The organism is Kitasatospora sp. NPDC088134 (assembly GCF_044741705.1).
Lineage (GTDB): Bacteria > Actinomycetota > Actinomycetes > Streptomycetales > Streptomycetaceae > Kitasatospora.
The window spans coordinates 334524-352142 of record NZ_JBIUTD010000002.1; the positions used below are offsets into that span (position 1 = coordinate 334524).

At 71.0% G+C, this 17619-nt stretch carries 17 protein-coding genes; 5 read left to right on the forward strand and 12 right to left on the reverse strand.

The genetic code is table 11. The annotated features are described in order from the left end of the window. Positions 1 to 120 precede the first annotated feature (120 nt). Positions 121 to 1413, reverse strand: a complete 1293-nt coding sequence (locus tag ACIOHG_RS05075; protein ID WP_400945402.1) for an extracellular solute-binding protein — start codon at positions 1411 to 1413, stop codon at positions 121 to 123. 1054 nt (positions 1414 to 2467) lie between these two features. Here ACIOHG_RS05075 and ACIOHG_RS05080 point away from each other — a divergent pair. The 3 genes from ACIOHG_RS05080 to ACIOHG_RS05090 all read left to right on the forward strand — a co-directional run bounded on the left by ACIOHG_RS05080 (position 2468) and on the right by ACIOHG_RS05090 (position 6904). After that, a complete protein-coding gene (locus ACIOHG_RS05080) occupies positions 2468 to 3772 on the forward strand; it encodes an extracellular solute-binding protein (protein WP_400945404.1) in 1305 nt (434 codons plus the stop codon). A gap of 198 nt (positions 3773 to 3970) precedes the next feature. After that, complete coding sequence (locus ACIOHG_RS05085) at positions 3971 to 5029, forward strand: SIS domain-containing protein (protein WP_400945406.1); 1059 nt, start codon at positions 3971 to 3973, stop codon at positions 5027 to 5029. Between the two features lie 363 nt (positions 5030 to 5392). Beyond that, on the forward strand, positions 5393 to 6904 hold the full coding sequence (locus ACIOHG_RS05090; RefSeq protein WP_400945762.1) for a sensor histidine kinase: 1512 nt from the start codon (positions 5393 to 5395) through the stop codon (positions 6902 to 6904). 374 nt (positions 6905 to 7278) lie between these two features. On the opposite strand, the gene ACIOHG_RS05095 is transcribed toward ACIOHG_RS05090, so the two are convergent. Further along, positions 7279 to 7530 carry a WhiB family transcriptional regulator gene (locus tag ACIOHG_RS05095; protein ID WP_014138019.1) on the reverse strand — a complete coding sequence of 84 codons (252 nt, stop codon included), beginning with the start codon at positions 7528 to 7530 and terminating at the stop codon, positions 7279 to 7281. Positions 7531 to 7873: 343 nt separating this feature from the next. Further along, a complete protein-coding gene (locus tag ACIOHG_RS05100; protein WP_400945408.1) occupies positions 7874 to 8845 on the reverse strand; it encodes a diacylglycerol/lipid kinase family protein in 972 nt (323 codons plus the stop codon). Between the two features lie 51 nt (positions 8846 to 8896). Here ACIOHG_RS05100 and ACIOHG_RS05105 point away from each other — a divergent pair, with 51 nt between their 5' ends. Then, positions 8897 to 9325, forward strand: coding sequence for a hypothetical protein (locus ACIOHG_RS05105; RefSeq protein ID WP_400945410.1), 429 nt, complete (start codon positions 8897 to 8899; stop codon positions 9323 to 9325). Positions 9326 to 9408: 83 nt separating this feature from the next. Here the strand turns inward: ACIOHG_RS05105 and ACIOHG_RS05110 are convergent, their stop codons facing one another. The 4 genes from ACIOHG_RS05110 to sodN form a co-directional block, all read right to left on the reverse strand. Beyond that, a complete protein-coding gene (locus tag ACIOHG_RS05110) occupies positions 9409 to 10395 on the reverse strand; it encodes an RNA polymerase sigma factor SigF (RefSeq protein WP_400945412.1) in 987 nt (328 codons plus the stop codon). Between the two features lie 37 nt (positions 10396 to 10432). After that, positions 10433 to 10846 carry an anti-sigma regulatory factor gene (locus ACIOHG_RS05115; protein WP_400945414.1) on the reverse strand — a complete coding sequence of 138 codons (414 nt, stop codon included), beginning with the start codon at positions 10844 to 10846 and terminating at the stop codon, positions 10433 to 10435. A 172-nt stretch (positions 10847 to 11018) separates the two neighbouring features. Beyond that, positions 11019 to 11510 carry a GNAT family N-acetyltransferase gene (locus tag ACIOHG_RS05120; protein WP_400945416.1) on the reverse strand — a complete coding sequence of 164 codons (492 nt, stop codon included), beginning with the start codon at positions 11508 to 11510 and terminating at the stop codon, positions 11019 to 11021. A gap of 221 nt (positions 11511 to 11731) precedes the next feature. Beyond that, positions 11732 to 12127, reverse strand: coding sequence for a superoxide dismutase, Ni (gene sodN / locus ACIOHG_RS05125; protein WP_030457790.1), 396 nt, complete (start codon positions 12125 to 12127; stop codon positions 11732 to 11734). A 104-nt stretch (positions 12128 to 12231) separates the two neighbouring features. Between sodN and sodX the strand changes: the two genes are divergently transcribed. Beyond that, positions 12232 to 12639 carry a nickel-type superoxide dismutase maturation protease gene (sodX, locus tag ACIOHG_RS05130; RefSeq protein ID WP_400945418.1) on the forward strand — a complete coding sequence of 136 codons (408 nt, stop codon included), beginning with the start codon at positions 12232 to 12234 and terminating at the stop codon, positions 12637 to 12639. A 22-nt stretch (positions 12640 to 12661) separates the two neighbouring features. Here the strand turns inward: sodX and ACIOHG_RS05135 are convergent, their stop codons facing one another. The 5 genes from ACIOHG_RS05135 to ACIOHG_RS05155 form a co-directional block, all read right to left on the reverse strand. Next, positions 12662 to 13261: a CGNR zinc finger domain-containing protein gene (locus ACIOHG_RS05135; protein WP_400945420.1), complete on the reverse strand. Its 600-nt coding sequence runs from the start codon at positions 13259 to 13261 to the stop codon at positions 12662 to 12664. A gap of 121 nt (positions 13262 to 13382) precedes the next feature. Then, on the reverse strand, positions 13383 to 14177 hold the full coding sequence (locus tag ACIOHG_RS05140) for an amino acid ABC transporter ATP-binding protein (protein WP_400945422.1): 795 nt from the start codon (positions 14175 to 14177) through the stop codon (positions 13383 to 13385). Beyond that, positions 14174 to 15133: an amino acid ABC transporter permease gene (locus ACIOHG_RS05145; RefSeq protein WP_400945424.1), complete on the reverse strand. Its 960-nt coding sequence runs from the start codon at positions 15131 to 15133 to the stop codon at positions 14174 to 14176. The genes ACIOHG_RS05140 and ACIOHG_RS05145 overlap by 4 nt, the downstream gene beginning before the upstream one ends. A gap of 35 nt (positions 15134 to 15168) precedes the next feature. Then, positions 15169 to 16107: an ABC transporter substrate-binding protein gene (locus tag ACIOHG_RS05150; RefSeq protein ID WP_400945426.1), complete on the reverse strand. Its 939-nt coding sequence runs from the start codon at positions 16105 to 16107 to the stop codon at positions 15169 to 15171. 271 nt (positions 16108 to 16378) lie between these two features. Further along, positions 16379 to 17326, reverse strand: a complete 948-nt coding sequence (locus ACIOHG_RS05155; protein ID WP_400945429.1) for an ABC transporter substrate-binding protein — start codon at positions 17324 to 17326, stop codon at positions 16379 to 16381. Positions 17327 to 17619 lie beyond the last annotated feature (293 nt).

A 17619-nucleotide genomic window follows, 5' to 3' on the forward strand; every position in this document is an offset into this window, starting at 1 on the left:
CTGGCGCGCGCGGGTGGGCAGTCCGCGCGTTCGCGGACTGCCCACCCCCTTGTCTGGCGCTCAGTGCGGTGGTCCGCCCGGAAGTCCGGGGACTTCCGGGCCGACCTGGGATCTGCTGGGTCAGCCGTTCAGGTCCTTGACCAGCGTCTCCTGGGCCTTCTTCAGCTCGGCCGCGACGTCGCCGCCACCGGCGATCGCGGAGAACGCGTTCTGCAGCGCGGTCTCGTCGGCGCCGGACCACTGCGGCGAGTTCGGGATGAACCAGGTCTGGCCCTCGGCCGCGTCACCGGTCGCCTTGTTCGCCGGGTCGGCGGCCTTGTAGGCGGCGACCAGGTTCTTGGCGTTCGGGATGGCGTGCTTGGCGAGCGCGGTCTGCTGCGCGGTGTTGGTGTAGATCTGCAGGAAGGTCGCGCCCAGGCCCGCGTTGGCGGCCTTGGCCGGGACGGCCAGGTCGGAGCCGCCGAGGAAGGCCGGGGTGGGCTGGCCGGCCGCCGCGCCCGGGAGGGCGATGGTGGCGAGCTTGTCCTTCAGGGACGGGTCACCGGTCTTCGGGTCGACGACCGAGCCGAGCTCCCAGCCGTTGCCGATGATGGCGGCGATGTTGCCCTTGGCCATCAGCGCGTCCTGGGTGGACTCGTCGACGGTGGTGCCACCGGTCGAGAAGTTCTTCTGCAGGTCGTTCCAGGTGTTGATGCCCTCGACGAACTTCGGGTCCGACAGGGTGCCGGCCCACTTGCCGCCGTCCTTCTTGGCGATGACGCCCTTGACGCCGAAGCCGCCGGCGCCGAAGGAGACCGCGGAGTACCAGTTCTTGCCCGGCAGGTACAGGGCGGAGAAGCCGGGGACGGAGGCGTTGGCGGCCTTGACCTTGGTCAGGGCGGCCTTCAGCTCCTCCAGGGTGGTCGGGGCCTGGGCGACCCCGGCGGCGGCGAAGAGGTCCTTGCGGTAGATCAGGACGCGGGCACCGGCGTAGTAGGGGACGGCGTAGGTCTTGGTGCCGTCACCGGACTGGCCGGAGGCGGCCAGCGAGTCCAGCCACTTGTCCGAGTTGTCGAACTGGCCCTTGACCGAGGTCAGGTCGACGAAGGAGCCGGCCTCGATGTACTTGGCGGCCTGGGTGTTGCCGACCTCCAGGGCGTCGGGGGCGTTGCCGGAGAGCAGCGCGGTGTCGAGCTTGGTGGTGTAGTTGGTCCAGGTCTGCCACTGGACGTCCACCTCGGCGCCGGTCTGCGCGGTGAACTCCTTCTTCGCCGCGTCGAGGACCTCGGGCCAGCCCTTCTGGGCGTCGTCCATCAGCCAGACGGTGATCTTCTTGCCCTTGCCGTCCTTGCTCAGCGTGGCCTGCTTCGTCTCGGACGAGGAGCCGGACGAGGAGCAAGCCGAGGCGACGAGCACAGTGGCGATAGCGGCCACGGCTGCGATCTTGCGGTTCAAACCATCCTCCAGAGGGATGAGCAAGGGCGGGCACCGGGGCTGCCGGGCCGACTGGCCCTGGAGCTGCGCTGTGCCGCATGTGGGGAACGTCACCGGATGACACGGACACGAACTGCCGGGGCCGGCGGGCCGATCCGTGAGGTGGAGTAGACCATTGGTTTAGACCAACGCCTGGAGATTGGCATGGACCAATGAGGGGCGTCAAGGTCTCGAAGAGGCTCTGCGCAAGCCGTTATCAACGCTTGACTCGGCCGTGTTGGACTGGACCAACCCGGGGATTAATCGGTATCCAAGCGGACAATCCGTCGGGGCCGCGGGGGCGGGCCGAAAGAGGGGTCTGCACCTCTTCGCGGCCATGTCAACCCCACCCGGGTGCGGTCCGGCGGATCGAGGGGTGGTCCGGTGCGGCGTCCGGCGTGCTGCCCGGTGTGCTCGCGCGGGTCGGCGCGGCCCCGGCGGGCGGCCCGCCCCGGTCGGCCCCGCTATCGGCGTTCACCCCGAATTCCCGGCCGCCGCCGACCGATTTCCCGCCGCATTTCCGAACCTCCCGTACGGCGGCCGCTCCCGGATTTCCGCGGGCCCGCCGACCCCGCCCAGGCCGCGGTTCCTGTTCGGCCGACCGGATTTCCGGCCCGCCGCCGCCCCGTGCGGCGCCTCGCCCGGCGGCCTGCCGCGCCTCGGCGGCAGCCCCTGGGCGGCCGCCGGGTCAGGGGCGGCGCAGGTCGTTCGTGAGGGCTCGGTCGGGGCCGCCGCCGCGGGGCGCGGGCGGGGGCATTCCGCGTCATTCCCCCCTCCCTGGCCCCGGTAATGCATTTCCGATCACGATGGGTGACATTAAGTGAACCTAAAGTGCGACCCTCCCGCCGTGGCCGCGCCGTTACTTGACGTGATCAGGGCGGGCGAGGCAACGGGTTGACAACGGGGAGGGTGCGAAACCGCACACGCGTTGACGTCGAAAATTGGTCTAGGCCAGGATTCGGAAATCTGGTCTGTACCACACGCAGACCTCCCCTGCTCCAATCCGGAGGAACGCGTGAAGCGTCAGGTCCTGACCGCGCTCGGCACCGCCGCCCTGCTGGCCACCGCCGCGGGCTGCTCGTCCGGCGGACCCTCGCCCGCGGCGGCGGGCGCCGACACCAAGGCCATGACGGGAACCGTCACCGTCTGGCTGATGGAGGACGCCGGCAAGAGCTGGCCCGAACTGGTCCAGCAGGTCAACGACCAGTTCGCGGCGAAGTACCCCAAGGTCGAGCTGAAGCTCAGCTACCACAACTGGGACAACAAGGTCGCCGAACTGGACCAGGCCCTCACCACCAACCAGGCCCCCGACGTGGTCGAGCTCGGCAACACCGAGACCATGAAGTACATGGTCAACGGCAACCTGGCCGAGCTGAAGCGCAACACCTTCGACAACGCCGACAACTGGATCAAGGGCCTCTCCGACACCTGCACCTACAACCAGAAGCTGTTCTGCGTCCCCTACTACGCGGGCGCCCGGGTCGGCATCTACAACGCGAAGATGTTCCAGGACGCCACCGGCTCCGGCGAGATGCCGCGCACCGAGGACGAACTCCTCACCGCCCTCGACAAGCTGGCCGCCAGGAACAAGGGCAACGCCGGCTTCTCCCCGCTCTACCTGCCCGGCGAGTACTGGTACGCCGCGATGTCCTACGTCACCGCCTACGGCGGGTCGATCGCCAAGTTCGACGACACCGGCACCTGGCACGGCACCCTGCACGAGCCCAAGGCCCAGCAGGGCCTCCAGCACTTCGCCGACCTGGTGAAGAAGTACAACAAGAGCGGCAACCTGCTGGTCAAGGAGACCGACCAGGCCACCGTGGTCGGCCGCGAGAAGAGCGCCCTGATGTACGCCAACGGCTGGGAGCTGGGCAACGCCATCGCCCCGATCACCGGCACTCCGGCGCTCAAGGACTCGCTGCGGATCGTCGGCATGCCCGGCCCGAACGGCAAGCCGCTGCCCTCCTTCATCGGCGGCTCCGACCTGGCCGTCACCGCCAAGTCGCAGAGCGCCGCGATCGCCACCGACTGGGTCCGGATGTTCACCAGCGCCAAGTCCCAGCAGGTGCTCGCCGACAAGGACATCCTGCCCAACAACCTGAGCCAGCTGGAGCCGCTGAAGAACAAGCCGGCCACCGCCGCCGCGGCCAACGCCGTCCCCGACGCCTGGTTCACCCCGGTCGCCCCCGGCTGGGGCGCGGTGGAGAAGCAGAACGTCCTGGTCACCATGCTGGACTCGATCTTCAAGGGCACCAGCGTCGACGAGGCCACCAAGGCCGCCGACGCCCAGATGAACCAGCTGATCAACAACCCCAGCTGATCCGTCCCGAAGGGTGGGACCGGGCCCCGGCGCACCGTCATGGAGTGTGCCGCGGGGCCCGGTCGCACGTAGGATCGGCACGGAACAGTTCCACGCAGTTCCCCGCAGCGAGGGTGCGGACTCGCCGCCGTTCCAGAGGTACCCCGTCGGGCGACCGCCCCACGGGGTAGAACCATCTCTCCACGGAGGCACACCCCGATGTCCGACCCGCAGACTGTTTCCGTACCCGGCAGGATCATGTCGGCGGAGATGGCCGAGCAGCCGGCCGTCCTGCAGCGCATCCTCGACGAGGGCGCGCCGGCGATCCGTGAGATCGCCGCGCAGATCGCCGCCCGCAACCCGCGCTTCGTGCTGCTCACCGCCCGCGGCACCTCCGACAACGCGGCGCTGTACGCCAAGTACCTGATCGAGGTCCTGCTGGGCAAGCCGGCCGGCCTCACCTCGATGTCCACCACCACCGCGTACGGCGCGAAGCCCGACCTCACCGACTGCCTGGTGATCACGGTCAGCCAGTCCGGCGGCTCGCCCGACCTGGTGGCCTCCACCAAGGCGGCCCGCGAGGCCGGCGCGATCACCCTGGCGGTCACCAACAACGCCGCCTCGCCGCTGGCCGAGGTCTCCGAGTTCCACATCGACGTGCTGGCCGGGCCGGAGAAGGCGCTGCCCGCCACCAAGACCTACACCGCCGAGCTGCTGGCGCTGTACCTGTTCGTCGAGGGCCTGCGCGGCGGCGACGGCGCGGCCGCCAAGGAGCTGCCCGGGCTGGCGGCCGGCATCCTGGCCCGCCAGGCCGAGGTCAAGGCGCTCGCCGAGCGGTACCGGTTCGCCCAGCGCCTGGTCATCACCTCGCGCGGCTACGGCTACCCGACCGCCCGCGAGGCAGCGCTGAAGCTGATGGAGACCACCTACATCCCGGCCTCCCCGTTCTCCGGCGCCGACCTGCTGCACGGCCCGCTGGCCATGGTCGACAACGTCTCCCCGGTGATCGCGATCGTCCCGGACGGCAAGGGCGGCGAGGCCCTGCAGCCCGTCCTGGACCGCCTGCGCGGCCGCGGCGCGGACCTCGTGGTGGTGGGCCAGCAGGACCAGGTCGACGCCGCCAGCGCCGGCTTCGCGCTGCCGGCCGGGGTGCCCGAGGAGGTGCAGCCGATCCTGGAGATCCTCCCGCTCCAGCTGCTGGCCTACGAGGTCACCATCGCCCGCGGCCAGGACCCGGACGCCCCCCGCGCGCTCGCCAAGGTCACCGAGACCCACTGACGCGCCGCCCGCACGACGGAGCCGCCCCCGCGAGACCTCGCGGGGGCGGCTCCTCTTCGTCGGCGGGCCGGGCCCGGAAAACACTACGGGCCACGGCGCCGACACAGGACCCTCAACCTGTGCGGCACCGCAGCCCGGAGCTGTATGCCGGAGGCGGGGACCGTCCGAGAGCTGTGCGGGGCCCTCGAACGACGCCTCCGACCGCGGAGGTGCCTCGCGCGGTCAGGGCAGATGCGCGGAGGACGTCTCCTTGGTGCATGACCATTGTGGACTAGACCAATCTGGGTTGTCCAGAGCCCGCCGGCAATTGGTCTGGACAACGCCGCCCCGGGCGGTCGGCGATACGCTCACGGTGTGCCCTCGCTGAACGAACTCGTCCGCCGCCACACCACCCTCACCGGTGCCGACGTGGAGTGGCTGCATCTGCTGGTCTCGGAGTGGCAGCTGCTCTCCGACCTCTCCTTCGCCGACCTGGTGCTGTGGATCCCCACCTGGGACGGCATCCGGTACGTCTCGGTGGCCCAGATGCGGCCCAACACCGGCCCCACCTCCTACCAGGACGACATGGTCGGCCACCTCGTCCCGCGCGGCCGCCGGCCGCTGCTGGACGCCGCCTACGACGAGGGGCGGATCGTCCGCGAGGGCGACCCGGAGTGGCGGGAGGAGGTGCCGGTGCGGGTGGAGTCCATCCCGGTGCGACGGGAGGGCAAGGTGCTCGGCGTGATCGCCCGCAACACCAACCTGCTGACGGTGCGCACCCCGAGTCGGCTGGAGCTGACCTACCTGCAGAGCGCCTCCGACCTGGCCCAGATGATCGCCGCCGGCGCCTTCCCCTTCCCCGGCGCCGAACAGGCCGACATGGACGCCGCCCCCCGGGTCGGCGACGGCCTGATCCGGCTGGACGCCGAGGGCGTGGTGACGTACGCCAGCCCGAACGCGCTCTCCGCCTACCACCGGCTCGGACTCACCACCGACCTGGTGGGCAGTCACCTCGGGAAGAGCACCGCCGAGTTGGTGCCGCCCAGCCGGAGCAAGGTGCACGAGGCGCTGGTCAAGATGGCCAGCGGCTGGGCGCCCCGGCAGACCGAGGTCGAGGCGCAGGGCGGCGTGGTCACCCTGCGGACCATCCCGCTCAAGCCCAAGGGCACCCCCACCGGCTCCCTGGTGCTCTGCCGGGACGTCACCGAACTGCGGCGGCGCGACCGCGAGTTGATGACCAAGGACGCCACCATCCGGGAGATCCACCACCGGGTCAAGAACAACCTGCAGACGGTCGCCGCGCTGCTGCGGCTGCAGTCCCGCCGGATGGACTCCGAGGCCGGCCGGGCCGCCCTGGACGAGGCGGTCCGCCGGGTCGGCTCGATCGCCATCGTGCACGAGACGCTCTCGCAGGCCCTGGACGAGCAGGTCGCCTTCGACGAGATCGCCGACCGGGTGCTGGCGATGGTGATGGAACTCTCCCAGGACGGCCGGGTGGCGACCCGCCGCAGCGGCTCCTTCGGCATCCTCGCCGCCGAGGTGGCGACCCCGCTGGCGATGATCCTCACCGAACTGACCCAGAACGCCCTGGAGCACGCGTTCGGCCCGAGCGCCTCCGGCAGCCTGGAGGTCGGCGCGCTGCGCGGCCGCGCGCCGGTCGGCGGCAAGGGCTGGTCGGACAGCTGGAACAACGGCGTGAAGCCGGAGGAGTACCTGCTGATCACCGTCCAGGACAACGGCCGCGGCATGCCCGAGGGCTTCGACCCGCAGCAGGCCGGCAACCTCGGCCTGCAGATCGTCCGCACCCTGGCCACCGGCGAACTCGGCGGCACCTTTGACATGGTGGCCGTCCCCGGCGGCGGCACCAAGGTGGTGCTGGAGATCCCCGTGCGCTGACCGGCCGTGTGCTGATCGGCTGTGCGCCGATCGGCCGTGCGCCGACCGGCGTCGGACGCGGCAGGGCCCGGAGACAGAAACGAGGCCCTGCCGACCGGGGGGGGGGTGGGTCGGCAGGGCCTCTCAACCCGGTCCGGCCGTCGGGGGGAGTCGGCCGGAACGGGGGCTCTGGAGTGGCGCGACGCACGCCCCGTGCATTGCACACGGTGAGCGCCACAGGGCAACGATATTGCTCTGTGTGAACAGTATCAAGTGCCTGAGCGGCTCGCGTCGTCGGTCCCGCGGATGGGAGCGGGCCCGTTCGGGAAGGCTCGGCCGACCAGCGCGGCCGAACCCTTGATCGTGGGTTGATCCGTAAGGCTTCTGACGGTGTGTCAGGCGGTGCGGGCGCGGTTGCGGGCAGCCCGGCGCTTCATCGCGCGGCGCTCGTCCTCGCTCATGCCGCCCCAGACGCCGGCGTCCTGGCCGGTCTCGAGCGCCCACTGCAGGCACTGCTCCATGACGGGACAGCGGCGGCACACGGCCTTGGCTTCCTCGATCTGCAGCAGAGCGGGGCCGGTGTTCCCGATCGGGAAGAACAGCTCCGGGTCCTCTTCGCGGCAGACAGCGCGGTGGCGCCAGTCCATGGTCGTCCAACTCCTCCGGTCGACGGGCGGGAGCCCGCGACTCACTCGAATGGCTTGTGAATGTGAACGCTTTCACGAATCCCGCAACAGCAAAAGGGACCTAAGGCCCATCGGGCCCGGGCGGTCTGTGCTGAGAGGGGTTCGGCGATTCGAGGGACTCTCCCGCGATGTCCCGCTGCGGTGTGTCCCGATCGCCATGTAGAGGTTCGCAAACCTCGGAGCCGGATACAACCCCCTTCGGCAAGAAATTTTTGATTCTTCGGTGTCGCCTACCTCACAGGCAGTACTTCTATGGAGTGAAGGGGTTCGAACGTTCGAGAGCAAGGCGATGCACCCCTTCTGGTCACACAATCACACGCAGTGCCCGTCGTACGCCTGTGAAACTGACGCGACTCCTGTCTCCAAGGTGGTCCCCGTCGACCTGAAACGGGGCCGGTTCCTGTGAAACCAAGGTGAAGTGCCGAACGTCGTGATAGGTGACGAGATGCTTCCCCGCCGGGCCGTCCGGGCGCGCGCCGTCCTCCGCCGGGGGCAGCGGACGCAGAATCTGACGGACCGTTCGGGCGGTTCGGAACGCGGTCATTCGAGTGATTCCGAAGATGTCCAGATCGGTTTCGAAGGACGCCGAGGGCGAGGGAAGGACCGGCCGGGAACCCAGAAAGGTCCACGGCGAAGTGTTCGACACTATGGCCATCACCATGCCCGGCACCGGGTCCCGACCGTTGATCTCCAGGGAGATCGGCCCCGAACGGCGGTGTTCACGCTCCGTGACGTAATGCCGGAGCGCCTCCACGACGTAGAGCGCGTGCGTGGACCTGCGCCCCGCCCGGCGCCGGCGCTCCACCCGGCCGACCACGCCCGCGTCGAAGCCCAGGCCCGCGGTGAAGGTGAACCAGCGGTCCGGCAGCCCGTCGGTCAGCGCCTTGCCCAGGCCGATCGCCCGCTCCCGCCGGTGCGCCAGCGCGTCCAGCAGGGCGCCGGTCGCCTCCACCGGGTCGTTCGGCAGGCCCAGCGCGCGGGCGAACACGTTGGTCGACCCGCCGGGGACCACCGCCAGCCGCGGCACCCGCTCGCCCGGCCCGTGCGCCAGCAGGCCGTTCACGACCTCGTTGACGGTGCCGTCGCCCCCCAGTGCCACCACCAGGTCCACCGAGCCGTCCTCGGCCGCCTGCCGGGCCAGGTCGCCGGCGTGGCCCCGGTACTGGGTCTCGGCCACGTCCAGCTTCAGATCGCTCCGCAGGGCGTGGATCAGCACGTCCCGGGTCCGGCCACTGGTGGTGGTCGCCTTCGGGTTCACGACCAGGAGAGCGCGCATGGTGATCAGCCTACGACCCGGCCCGCGCGGGACGACCGTTACCCTGGCCCGGTGACCGCTGAATCCGCCACCGCCGCCCCCGCCGCCGACCGGCCCGTCCCGCTGCTCGTCGGCGCGGGCATCACCGCGCTGGAGGGCGCGGCCATGGCCGGCTGGGGCCTCTACGACCTGGTCGCCGGCTTCCTCGGCGAGGACGCCGACTTCGGCCGCGCCGAGCTGGGCGGCGCCGTGCTGCTGCTGATGGGCCTGCTGCCGCTGCTGGCCGGCCGGGCGCTGCTGCGCCGGCAGCGCTGGGGCCGCAGCCCCGCCGTGCTCACCCACTCGATCTGCTTGCCCGTCGCGTACTACATGTGGCAGTCCGGCGGGGCGATGACGGTCGCCGCCGTCGCGGTCGCCGTCCTCGGGCTGGCCGGCATCGTGGCGCTGCTCAACCCCCGGGTCACCGCCGTCCTCTACGGCGACGGCGAGCAGCAGCGGTAGCCCCCTCCGCCCGCGCGAACGCCGCAGGGCCCGCTCCCCGATCCCGGGGGCGGGCCCTGCGGCGTTCGGCGCCGTGCGGCGGCCTACTCCTCGACCAGCAGCTTCTCGCGCAGCTGCGCGAGGGTGCGGGCGAGCAGCCGGGAGACGTGCATCTGCGAGATGCCGACCTCGGCCGCGATCTGCGACTGGGTCATGTTCCGGAAGAACCGCAGCACCAGGATCTTCTGCTCCCGGGGCGGCAGTTGGGCCAGCAGCGGCTTCAGCGACTCGCGGTACTCGACGCCCTCCAGGGCCTCGTCGGTGGCCCCCAGGGTGTCCGCCACGGCCGGCGACTCGTCGTCGCTGTCCGGGACGTCCAGCGAGAGCGTGGAGTACGCGTTGGCGGACTCCAGGCCCTCCAGCACGTCCTCCTCCGAGATGCCCAGGTGCTCGGCCAGCTCGTGCACTGTCGGCGACCGGCCGTGCCGCTGGGACAGCTCGCTGGTCGCCGTGGTCAGCGACAGCCGCAGCTCCTGCAGCCGGCGCGGCACCCGCACCGCCCAGCCCTTGTCCCGGAAGTGCCGCTTGATCTCGCCCACGATGGTCGGCGTCGCGTACGTGGAGAACTCCACGCCCCGCTCGTGGTCGAACCGGTCCACCGACTTGATCAGACCGATGGTGGCGACCTGAGTCAGGTCGTCCAGCGGCTCGCCGCGGTTGCGGAACCGGCGGGCCAGGTGCTCGACCAGCGGGATGTGCATCCGGACCAGCTGGTTGCGGATCTCCACCCGCTCCGTCGACCCCTCCGGCAGCTCGGACAGCCGCACGAACAGCGCCCGGGCCGCCTCGCGGTCCGGGGCGCCGCTGCGGTGCCCCTGCGCCGGGACGGTCGAGCGGACCGCCTCGGCGGCGGCGACCGGGGCGTCGTCCGCGGCGGTCTCGGCCGCGGGCGACGGCTCGGGCCGCTCGGGCTTCGGTTCGGTCGGCTGGGTCATCCGGTGGGAGTCCTTCACGAGGGCTTCTTCAGGGGCGGCGGTGCGGGCAGCACTGGCCTGCGGCGGTACGACGGCTGTGCGGTCCAGATCACTCACGGCGATCACCCGTTCCGTTCCGAGAACACGTCACTGGCTACGGCTGGCCCGGCGACCCGCCGCGCTTCTTGTGCAGGCTGATGGTGACCGTGTTGTCCGAGGCCACCGTCGAGTCCACCTCGCCGGCCAGCGCGGACAGCACCGTCCAGGCGAAGGTGTCCCGCTCGGGGGCGCGGCCGTCGGTGGTCGGGGCGGAGACCGTCACCCGCAGCGCATCGCCCACCAGCCGGAACTCGCAGCTCAGGATCGAGCCGGGAACGGCCTGTTGGAGCAGGATCGCGCAGGCCTCGTCCACCGCGATGCGGAGATCCTCGATCTCGTCCAGGGTGAAGTCCAGCCGGGCCGCGAGGCCGGCCGTCGCCGTCCGCAGCACCGAGAGGTAGGCGCCCGCCGCGGGCAGGCGGACCTCAACGAAGTCCTTCACTCCGGGCTCGCCGTCGATCTGGGACACCCTCACCTCCTGGGTGACGCACGGTGCTTGCGGCCGGGGAAGGCCCTGCCAACACCACTGGCTCGGTTCAACTGCCTTGTGCCCCGAGACGTTACCGCGCCCGGGGCCGGTCTGTCGTGATCTCGTACCACCGTCACGGGAACGAGGGATCACCGTTCGAACGGGGACGCGCTCAACGGGGCGTGGAGCCCAGTTCGGCGAGCGCGCCGTCGGTCAGCCGGAAGACCGTCCACTCGTCCATCGGCACCGCGCCGAGCGACTTGTAGAAACCGATCGACGGTTCGTTCCAGTCCAGCACCGACCACTCCAGCCGGTGGTAGCCGCGCTCCACGCAGATCCGGGCCAGCTCGGTCAGCAGCGCCTTGCCGTGGCCGCCGCCGCGCTTCTCCGGACGGACGTAGAGGTCTTCCAGGTAGATGCCGTGGGTGCCGCGCCAGGTCGAGAAGTTCCGGAACCAGAGCGCGAAGCCGACCGGCTCGCCGGCGTCCTCGGCGCCGTCGGACTCGGCGATCAGGCCGAACAGCGCCGGGTGCTCGCCGAACAGCGCGTCGTGCAGCTGCTCCTCGGTGGCCCGGGCCTCGTGCAGGGCCCGCTCGTACTCCGCGAGTTCGCGGATCATGGCGTGGACGAAGGGGACGTCGGCGGGGGTTGCGGTGCGGATCATACGATCGAGCGTACTCATCTCCCCCCTCCCTCCGGAACGGTCTTTATGCCCGGCACCGGACCGCGGAAAACGGCCCGCCGCCGGGCGGACGGGGCCGGGCGGGCCGTTCGCGGCGCGACCGCTCCAGGATGCCTGCGGCGGGAATGCGGAACACCCGGCCGCCGGGCCCCGTCGGGCGGGGTGGTGGCCGGGTGTTCCGGGTGGGGCCGGGGGAGAGGGCGTCAGGCCTTCTTGGTCTCCCAGAAGATCGCGTCGATCTCGGCGATCAGGTCGAGCAGGGCCTGGCCGGTCGCCGGGTCGGTGGACGCCTTGGCGGCCGAGGCGGCCTTGCCCGCGCGGTTGAAGAGGTCGTGCAGGCCGGGGTAGGCCTCGAAGTGCGGGGCCTTGAAGTAGTCGGTGTGCAGGACCGAGAGGTGGTGCTTGACCAGCTCGGCGCGCTCCTCCTTGATGACGATGGCGCGCGCGCGGAACTCGGCGTCCTCGTTGGCCTGGTACTTCTCCTGAGTGGCCTTCACCGACTCGGCCTCGATGCGGGCCTGGGCCGGGTCGTAGACACCGCAGGGCAGGTCGCAGTGGGCGTGGGCGGTGACTCGCGGAGCAAACAGACGAGAGAACATGGTGGTCCTTCCTTAGATCGTCTTCCCGCGCCCGAGATTACCCCGACGCCCGGCCGAATTCGCGGCCGCCCCGGGGGCCTAGGGCAAAAGAAGGAGTCCGAATCGTGCGATATGGGACACCGCTCGGCGTCGTCGACGTCGCCGGCCCGTCGATGCGCCGGCTGCTCTCCGACGGAGACCGGGTGCTGGTGCGGTACGGCGCGCCGCTGCGGCCCGGCGCGATCGTGCTGTTCCGGCACCCGCGGCGGCCGGACCTGCTGGTGGTGAAGCGGGCGGTCGGGCGCCGTCCGGGCGGGTGGTGGATGCTGTCCGACAATCCGCTGGTACGCACCGACAGCCGTGAATACGGCGCGGTGCCGGACGAGTTGGTGCTCGGCCGGGTGCTGCTGCGGCTGGCCCCCCGGCCGGCCTGGCTGGCCCCGGGGCGGCGGCTGGAGCGGGCGCTGCGCGGGCGGCCGGGGCGGCTGGCCGGGCGGCTGGGCGTGGTCGCGCCGTTCGCCGAGGAGCTCTGACGGGCCGTGCGGTGACGGGGCGTCAGGCTCCGGCGCCGACCGCCTCCGCGGCGGCGCGCTGGGCCTCCTGGCGCTTGCGGGCCCGGTAGGCGGCCACGTTGGCCCGGGTGGCGCAGCGGTCCGAGCAGTAGCGCCGGGAGCGGTTGGTGGAGGTGTCCAGGTAGGCGTTGCGGCAGGGGGCGGCCTGGCAGATGCCGAGCCGGTCGACGCCGAGTTCGGTGAGGTGGATGGCCAGGCCCATGCAGGCGACGGCCGCGTAGTTGGCGGCGGCGGTGGGCGCGTTGTCGGCCAGGTGGAGGTGCCAGTTCGGGCGGCCGGTGTCGTCCAGGTCGTCGTGGCCGGAGACCAGCGGGCTGACGGGGTACTCCACCATCAGGCTGTTCAGCAGGTCGACCGCCCGGACGTCCTCGCCCGCGTCGGCGGCCTCGAAGACGCCGCGCAGCCGGGTGCGGACGGCGCGCAGCCGGGGCAGGTCGGACCCGTCGGCGAGCGCGGCGGCCCGGGACGGTACCCCGAACAGGGCCCGGACGGCGTCCGCCGAGGTCAGTTCGTCGGTGCCGCGGGCGGGTTCCTCGCTGTTGACCAGCCGGACGGCGAAGTCGGCGTACGAGGAGAGCTCCACGGGGTTCCTTCCGAACGGATGTAACGGGTCGAATGACTCCAGGGTATTACAGCCGGGGCCGGAAACGGCGGTGCCCGCCGCGCGCCGGGGGCGCGGGGCGGGCACCGGGGGTGCGGGCGGGTCAGAGCACCTTGGACAGGAAGGCCCTGGTCCGCTCGTGCTGCGGGTTGGTGAGCACCTCGCGCGGGTGGCCGGACTCGACCACCACGCCGCCGTCCATGAACACCAGCGCGTCGCCGACCTCGCGGGCGAAGCCCATCTCGTGGGTGACCACGATCATCGTCATGCCCTCCTCGGCCAGGCCGCGCATGACGTCCAGCACCTCGCCGACCAGTTCGGGGTCGAGCGCCGAGGTGGGCTCGTCGAACAGCATCAGCTTGGGCTTCATGGCCAGCGCCCGGGCGATGGCGACCCGCTGCTGCTGGCCGCCGGAGAGCTGGGACGGGTAGTTGCCGGACTTGTCGGCCAGGCCGACCCGCTCCAGCAGGGCCATCGCCCGCTCCTTGGCCGCGCTCCTGCTCTCCTTCTTGACCTGCACCGGCGCCTCGACGACGTTCTCCAGCGCGGTCATGTGCGGGAACAGGTTGAAGCGCTGGAACACCATGCCGATGTCCTGGCGCTTGAGCGCGACCTCGCGGTCCTTCAGCTCGTACAGTCGGTCGCCCTTCTGCCGGTAGCCGACGAGTTCGCCGTCCACGTACAGCCGCCCGGCGTTGACCTTCTCCAGGTGGTTGATGCAGCGCAGGAAGGTGGACTTGCCGGAGCCGGACGGGCCGACCAGGCAGAACACCTCGCCCTGCTGCACCTCCAGGTCGATGCCCTTGAGCACCTCGACGAGGCCGTAGGACTTGTGGACGCTCTCGGCCCGGACCATCGGGCGGCCGGGGGCCGCCTGGGGCTTGGACAGGTCGGTCATGACGGGGTCCCTCCGTCCTGCGGCGAGGGCTTCGCCGGGGTGCGGCCGGCCAGCAGCGTGCGCAGCCGGTCGACCGGGGTGGGCGGCAGGGCCCGGTTGGCGCCGCGGGCATAGTGGCGCTCGATGTAGTACTGGCCGACGGTCAGGATCGAGGTCATCAGCAGGTAGTACATCGAGACGGCGATCAGCACCGGGATGGTCTGGAAGGTGCGGGCGTAGATGTCGTGGCCGGCCGTGAACAGCTCGACCAGCGCGATCACCTGCACCAGGGAGCTGGTCTTCAGCATCGAGATGGTCTCGTTGCCGGTCGGCGGGATGATCACCCGCATCGCCTGCGGCAGCACGATCCGGCGCATGGTGGCGGCCTTGGACATGCCGAGCGCGTGCGCGGCCTCGGTCTGGCCCTCGTCCACCGACTGGATGCCGGAGCGGACGATCTCCGCCATGTAGGCGGCCTCGTTCAGGCCGAGGCCGAGCAGGGCCGCGGTGAACACCGGGATCAGGGTGTTGGAGCTCTCGGACCAGAACGACGGGCCGAACGGGATGCCGAGCGACAGCTTCGGCCAGAGCGCGCCGATGCTGTTCCAGAAGACCAACTGCACCAGCACGGGGGTGCCGCGGAAGACCCAGATGTACACCCAGGCGGCGCCGGAGAGCACCGGGTTGCCGGAGAGCCGCATGATGGCCAGCAGCACGCCGCCGACCACGCCCATCAGCATGGACAGCGCGGTCAGCTCCAGGGTGACCCAGATGCCGTGGACGATGGTGGGGTCGGTCAGGGTGTTGCCGACGACGTCCCACTTGATCGCCTGATTGGTGAGCAGGGCGTGCACCAGCATCGCGACGAGCACCGCGATGACGGCCACGCCCACCCAGCGTCCGGGGTGGCGTACCGGGACGGCCTTGATGGCCTCGGGCCGTCCCGGTGTCACCGACCCCTGGTCGGTCTTGTTCACGTGATTACCTCGTCAGGGGTTCGGGTGGCGGAGGGTCAGCTCTTGGCGGCGTTGATCTCGGAGGTGGTGACGGCGCCGGCGGCCACGCCCCACTTGTCGAGGATCTGCTTGTAGGTGCCGTCGGCGATCAGCGCGGTGATCGCGCCCTGGACGGCCTTGGTCAGGCCGCTGCCCTTGGCGACGACGATGCCGTAGGGGGCGCTGTCGTAGGTGGAGCCGATCTTCTCCAGCTGGCCGCCGGTCTGCTTGAGCGCGTAGTCGATGACCGGGGAGTCGGCCAGCATGACCTGGTCGCGGCCGGCCACCAGGGCGCCGGTGACGTCGGTCTGCAGGGTGAACTTGTCGCCGTCGTTCGGGATGGTCGGCTTGCCGGCCTTGGTGCAGTCCGGGTTCCGGGTGTCCTTGACCTCGTCGGCCTGGGTGGTGCCGGTCTGCACGGCGACCTTCTTGCCGCACAGGTCGTCCAGGTTGATCTTGTCCGGGTTGCCCTTCTTCACGGCGGCGGCGGAGCCGGCGGTGAAGTAGGTGACCATGTCGACGGTCTTCTCGCGCTCCTTGGTGTCGGTGAAGGAGCTCATGCCGAGCTGGTACTTGTTGGACGAGATGCCCGGGATGATCGAGGTGAAGTCGGCGTTCTGGACGTCCGCGGTCAGGCCGAGCTTCTGGGCGACGGCCTTGGCCAGGTCGACGTCCATGCCGACGATGTCGCCCTTCTCGTCCTTGAACTCGTTGGGCGCGTAGGAGGCGTCGGCCGCCACCACGAGCTTGCCGGCGGACTTGACCTCGGCCGGGACCAGGGCGGCCAGGGCCGGGTCGGCGGCGGCCGCCGAGATCTGCTGGGTCGCGTTGCCGCCCGCCGTGCCGGTGGACCCCGAGCTGCCGGTGTTGCTGCCGCAGGCGGTGAGGAGCAGGGTGCCGGCCGCGAGGGTGGCAGCGGCGGCGATCAGCCGGGTGCGCTGGGTACGAGCGGTCATGAGGGGGATCTCCTCCTGAGGAGTCGGACGGGTGGTCGCGCCGCCGGGGGGAGCGGTGCGGTACAGCGGGGTCGGTGCTCGCCACCCTCCGCCGAGGTGACAGGTGGAGCCGATGTGTGGGGAATCCTGCCACCGCGCCCGGGTGAACGGGCCCCGCGACAGATCAAAATCGGATAACAGGAGCATCATGTGTCCGCTATTCGGACCATTCCCCGGGCCATGTCACATGATGCATAAGTATGCACGCAGTCCGGGCCGACCCGCGACCGGCTCAGAACCCGCCGTTCACGACCGCGTTCTGCGCCGCCCCCGCCGACAGCCCCCACTTCGCCAGCACCTTCTCGTAGTCACCGCTGCGGATCACCCGGTCGAGCGCCCGCACCAGCGCATCCCGCAGCGCGGTGTCCCGCTTCAGCACCGCGATCCCGTACGGCGCCTGCGACAGCTGGTCGCCCGCCAGCTGGAACCGCGCCCCGTCGCGGCCCTCCTTGGCGGCCAGCGCCGCCACCGGCGAGTCGCTCAGGTCCGCCGCCGCCTTGCCCTGGGCGACCAGCGCCAGCGCCTCGTCGTCCGTCGCGGTGGTGCGCACCGTCAGCTTCTTGTGGACCTTCTCGCAGGCCTGGTTCTGCCGCTCGGCCAGCGTCGCCTGGATGGTGCCCTTCTGCAGCGCCACCGTCCGGCCGCACAGGTCGTCCAGCGAACCGATCTTCTGCGGGTTGCCCTGGGCCACCACGATCGAGCTGCCGGTGATGAAGTAGTCCACGAAGTCCACGCCGGGCCCCGACTTCTGGCCCTCGTCGTCGGCGCCGTCCCGGCGCTGCGCGTTGTCGGTCATGCCGGACATCACCACGTCGAACTGGCTCGCCTGCAGGCCCCGCATCAGCTTGTCGAACGGCACGTCGACGAACTGCACCTGCACCCCCAGTGCCTGGCCCAGCGCCTGCGCCAGGTCCACGTCCAAGCCGTCCGGCCGGCCGCCCGCCGCCTTGAAGCCGATCGGCGCGTACGACAGGTCGGCCCCGATCCGCAGCACCTTCGAGCGCTGCAGGGTGTCCGGCAGCAGCGTGTTCAGGTTTGCGCCCGGCTCCGGGGCCTTGGCAGTGGAGGAGGCGCCGTCCCCGCTGCCGCAGGCGGACAGCAGCAGGGCGGCGGTCGCGGCGACGGCCGCGGCGGCGCTCGGTCGGCGGTGGAGTATCGGTCGGCGGGCGGCGGACGTCATCGGGGAGCTCCTGTGGGAGAGGTGGTGCGCCCCGCCCGCGCGCGCGGGTCTGCGCGCCTGGTCACGGCGGGGGTCGGACGCGGCCCGACGGCAGCGGGAACGTCCGGACAACGGTGGTCGAACACCGGATACTGCCATCCCGGCCTGATGTTTCAGGTCGCGGGTATGTCAGAATCTGGTATCGGGTGACCCCCGACGCAAGAACTCAGACCTCCGGTTCGCCACAAGGGCCGGGGTGCCACGAACGGAAGCCCTCACCGGCTCCGTATCCGAAGCGCCCACTCTCCTCGGGT